5 protein-coding genes are annotated in these 4,228 nt (G+C 59.8%); 2 read left to right on the forward strand and 3 right to left on the reverse strand.

The window, feature by feature from the left end; all coding sequences use genetic code 11:
* Positions 1-159: 159 nt before the first annotated feature.
* Positions 160-1,215 (forward strand): Ldh family oxidoreductase, encoded by a 1,056-nt coding sequence (locus VN887_07195; GenBank protein ID HXT39791.1) that lies wholly within the window; start codon positions 160-162, stop codon positions 1,213-1,215.
* Here VN887_07195 and VN887_07200 read toward each other — a convergent pair.
* From VN887_07200 to VN887_07210, 3 genes are all read right to left on the reverse strand, one after another.
* Positions 1,190-2,746 (reverse strand): hypothetical protein, encoded by a 1,557-nt coding sequence (locus VN887_07200; GenBank protein HXT39792.1) that lies wholly within the window; start codon positions 2,744-2,746, stop codon positions 1,190-1,192. The genes VN887_07195 and VN887_07200 overlap by 26 nt on opposite strands.
* Before the next feature lie 127 nt (positions 2,747-2,873).
* A complete protein-coding gene (gene infA, locus VN887_07205) occupies positions 2,874-3,086 on the reverse strand; it encodes a translation initiation factor IF-1 (protein ID HXT39793.1) in 213 nt (70 codons plus the stop codon).
* A 127-nt stretch (positions 3,087-3,213) separates the two neighbouring features.
* The gene (locus VN887_07210) at positions 3,214-3,549 is read right to left on the reverse strand and encodes an RNA-binding protein (GenBank protein ID HXT39794.1); all 336 of its coding nucleotides are present in this window, start codon (positions 3,547-3,549) and stop codon (positions 3,214-3,216) included.
* A 331-nt stretch (positions 3,550-3,880) separates the two neighbouring features.
* On the opposite strand from VN887_07210, the gene VN887_07215 reads away from it, so the two are divergent.
* The gene (locus VN887_07215; GenBank protein ID HXT39795.1) at positions 3,881-4,228 is read left to right on the forward strand and encodes a hypothetical protein; all 348 of its coding nucleotides are present in this window, start codon (positions 3,881-3,883) and stop codon (positions 4,226-4,228) included.

Below are 4,228 nucleotides of genomic sequence, written 5' to 3' on the forward strand. Positions count from 1 at the left end.
TCAACTGATATATGAAGGGGAATTCGCAGCAGTCTTCCCAACGATCTTCGCGGGCTGGCGCGAGAAGCGCGGCGGGTTTGCCCTGCCAATCACTTCGTTGACTCCCGCCCGTTCCGATGGTTCAAATTCGCCAGGCACCGGCACTCAAAGAACCCGCGAATGAAAGTTTCTGTTCAAGACCTCCATTGTTTTTGTGTCGAAGCGCTGACCAAAGCCGGTGTCGGCGAGGCGGACGCGCGCACCACGGCGGATGTGCTCGTCACCACGGACACCTGGGGCACGTTCACGCACGGGACCAAGGCGTTGCGCGCCTATGTCCGGCGGCTGCGCGGCGGCGGCCTGCGCGCGAACGGCCAGCCGAAGGTGGTGGCCGAGGGTCCCGCGTGGGCGCGGGTGGACGGGGACTCTTCGCTGGGTATGGTTTCGTCCGTGTTTGCAATGAAGACCGCCATGGCGAAAGCCGCAACGACTGGCATCGCCTTTGCCGGCCTGCGTAACAACTGCCACTACGGCGCGGCGGGGTACTACGCGGCAATGGGACTCGATCGCGGCATGATCGGCATTTCCATGGCCAACGACATCCCGACGGTCAATGCGCCGGGCGCGCGCGGATCGGTCATGGGCAGCAATCCGTTCGCGTTCGCCGCACCCGCAGGAAAGGAGAAGCCGATTCTTCTCGATATGGCGACGAGCACCGTGGCCGGCGGAAAAGTTTTTGCCGCAGCCGCGCTCGGCAAAACGATCCCCGCTCATTGGCTGCTGGATGCACACGCGAAACCGACGACCGACCCCACGCCGTTCTCTCATGCCGCGTCGTTGACGCCCCTTGGCGGCTATAAAGGTTACGGCATCGCATTCATGATCGAGGTGCTCTCCGCAATCCTCACAGGCGCGTCGATCCGCTGGCGGGTGTTGAGCTGGACATTTTCCGATCCGTCGAAACCAACCGGCCACGGCGCGGCCTTCATCGCCGTCAACATCGCGTCGTTCATGCCGGTGGAGCAATTCGAGGAACGCATGGACCGGACGATCCGCGAGATTCGCCAGGAACCCAAAGCCGACGGCGCGGACCGCATCTGGCTGGCGGGCGAGATGGAGTGGGAGCGGCGCGAGAAGGCGCTCGAGGAAGGGATCGATCTGCCCGATGATGTGACGGCCAGCCTGCGAGGGCTGTCGGAAGATTTGAATCTCAACGTTGACCGGATTCTGCGCTGACGATCGGCAAGGCCGGCTTCAACGTCCACGCCTGGAGCCGGGCCACTTCGAGAATTTTCGGCGCGCGGAATCCTTCCTTGTGAATGATCCAGCCGGCGAACAAATCCGGCGTGTCCCTGGCGACGTGACGCGCGGGCAGCAACTCCAGGTTCCTTCCGAGCGTCACGCCTTCCTGCGTCGGCATTTTTCCATTCCTGCGGTGAAACTCATAAACCGAAGCGAGCGCCACAAGAAAGTCCGCCGGAGGAACGGGATCAGCCCCGATAAACACCCGCGCCGGCACGCGCCGGTTGGTTTTGACAAAGTCGAGCACATCTCGCGTCGCGTCGCGAAACGCGAACCAGTCAAGGTGGTCAGCGTGAGTCGATGATGGCGGCGGCGCACCCGGCCCGATGAGTCCCTTCGGCTTTAATGGGAAGCGCGGCTTTCGTCCTTCGATTGTTTCTCCGACTGACAGCGCCAGCAACTCAAACTGGTCGGCTACCGAATAGGCGCGACCATTGATGACCTGGAAGTCAACGTTGGAGATGCCGTCGCCCGACAGCCGTGCGGCGATCTGGTTCAAATCCTCTTCAGGCGCGCCTTTCGTGCGCACTGCATCCGGGTAAGTCCCGGGCAAATCGCCTGCCGTCACGAAATGAACACCAGGGATGGAGCGAATGTGGTCGATGTATTCGGCAAAACGCCGGAACGCCGCCTCGGTTTCCTCGGCAGGACGCTGCGGGGGCGGTTTCCATTGCTCGCGCGGCGGGTTCGCACCCCGACGAAAATTCACGCCGTCCCAAAACTCCTGGTGCACCCACTCACACGGATGATAGAAAATGCTGATGAGTCCGCCGCCCTGGCCACGCAACCGTTCGGCGATGGCGGACACTTTTTCCTTCGCCGGTTCCACGGCCGACGGATCGTGCAGGTCCATTCGCGTGTAGTTCTGGCCCATGTGATAGACCACCAGCGCGTTGGCGTACCAGAAGGGTTGTTCATTCAGGCCGATGTGCGTCCCTTCGTCCACGTAACACGGCACGCCATGTGGTGCGACACCGATCTCCTTCAGCGCGGCAATGGTCTGCGATGCCCACGAAGAACCGGGCTGGCCGTAACATACCAGCGTTTTAACGCCGAGAATTCTCCTGACATCGGCGGCCCCCGGACCCTCGCGTCGCACGAACTCGTCGATGCCATCCAGCAGGCCACAATCCGCGAGATATTCGGACGGCGTCGGATGCACTGAATGAAAATTGGCGTGATACCCGATGTCGTGTTTCTTCAGCGCCGCAATCACATCGCGGCGGCCGCGCCGTTCGAGCACGCGCGCTTTTTCGCCGACGATTTTGAACGTGGCACGAATGCCGCGCTCCGTGAGCATTTCAGCCAGTCTCTTCGTCGCGTCATCGTCCGCCGGGAGCAGATAGTCCTCCGTGTCGAACCAGAGGATCACGTTGACGTTGGGGCGCTCTGCGGCGTTGGACCGGATCGAAAAAGCGAAGAGCAGAGCCGGGAGAAGAAACGCCCATCGTGAGGAGAATTTCATGGGCCAAATATTTACCGGGTCCCTGCCGGGTAAACAAGCGTCCAACAGAACCTTTAAATCATGCCAAACTTCAGAGGACTTTATGCCGAACCGCGAACGGCCAGTCTCGGGCGGTCGAAGGAAAAATTCAGCGCAGCCGGTAGGTGATGCGCGCCTTGTCAAGATCGTAGGGTGACATCTCGAGCTTGACGCGATCGCCGACGGTGAGGCGGATGAATCGTTTGCGCATTTTGCCGGAGATGTGCGCCAGCACCTGGTGCTTGTTGTCCAACTCCACGCGGAACATCGTGCCCGGCAACACGGTCACTACATTGCCTTCCACTTCAATATGTTCTTCCATGAGTCTTTTACCGCCGCGCCCGCGGGCGAATCGGGTTCGATCGGCAATCTAAAATGACACCGCAAACAAAAAGGGTGCGGGACGCTGCCGTTCAGAGTCCCACACCCGCTGTGGGCAATTCTACGATTTAGTAACGGTTGCTGTAATCGCGACGGCCGCCCCCGCCACCACCCCGACCGCCTCCGTAACCGCCGCCGCCGGAACGAGGACGCTCCTCGCGCGGGCGCGCTTCATTGACGGTGAGGTCGCGACCGTTCAGGTCTTTGCCATTGAGCGCCGCGATGGCGGCTTGCGCGCCTTCCTTGGTCTCCATGGTGACAAACGCAAACCCGCGCGACTTGCCGCTGAATTTGTCCATGATCAAATCGACGCTGGTCACGGGACCGTGCGCGGCGAAGAGATCCTGGAGATCGTTTTCAGTAGTGTTGAAGGAAAGATTTCCTACAAACAATTTCGTGTTCATTGATGACTTTCTAAGTTTAGACTGACTGTTTCTTACCGGGCTGTTCCCGACCATCGGGTTTCAAATCATCACTGAAGCACGTTCAACTGAAGATCTACCAGGCCTCGAAATCCACGAGTAATCTAACTGGGACTTACCCTGCCCGTTTGCCACGGGAATGCAAATGATATTTTTCGACGGCGCGAGTCCGCCCGTAACCGCCTACGCGCCAATGGTCAATCCACTTTAATGGCGCGAGTCAATCCTGGAGCAATGAAATCACCGGTCGCGGTGGAAATCCGTTCTTTTCGAACTGGACTGTGTTAAACCGTCCCTGGCACCCGATCCATTTATGAACGAGACAAACGCGCCGGACAAACCTGACGACCCGCAGGCGTTCGTCCTCGAAGTGGTGCAGTTGCTCCTGTCTGAAAAGCGGACCGCCTTGTCCTTGCTCCGGACCGGTATCGCGGTTTTGGCCCTGCCGCTTTCCGTCTTGAGCGTCCTCATTGCCACTTCCAGATTTTACGATGTCCTGCAAGTGATGCACCTGCTTGTGCCGCTGCTCCTTCTCAACGTGGGATTGACCGCGCTGGCCGTTTATCTGATCGTCCACTCCATCCGGCGCATCCATCGGTACGACCGGCTCATCCTGGAACTCAAACGGAAGCACCGCACGCTGGCAGAATTGATCGATTGA

Source organism: Candidatus Angelobacter sp. (assembly GCA_035607015.1).
Lineage (GTDB): Bacteria > Verrucomicrobiota > Verrucomicrobiia > Limisphaerales > AV2 > AV2.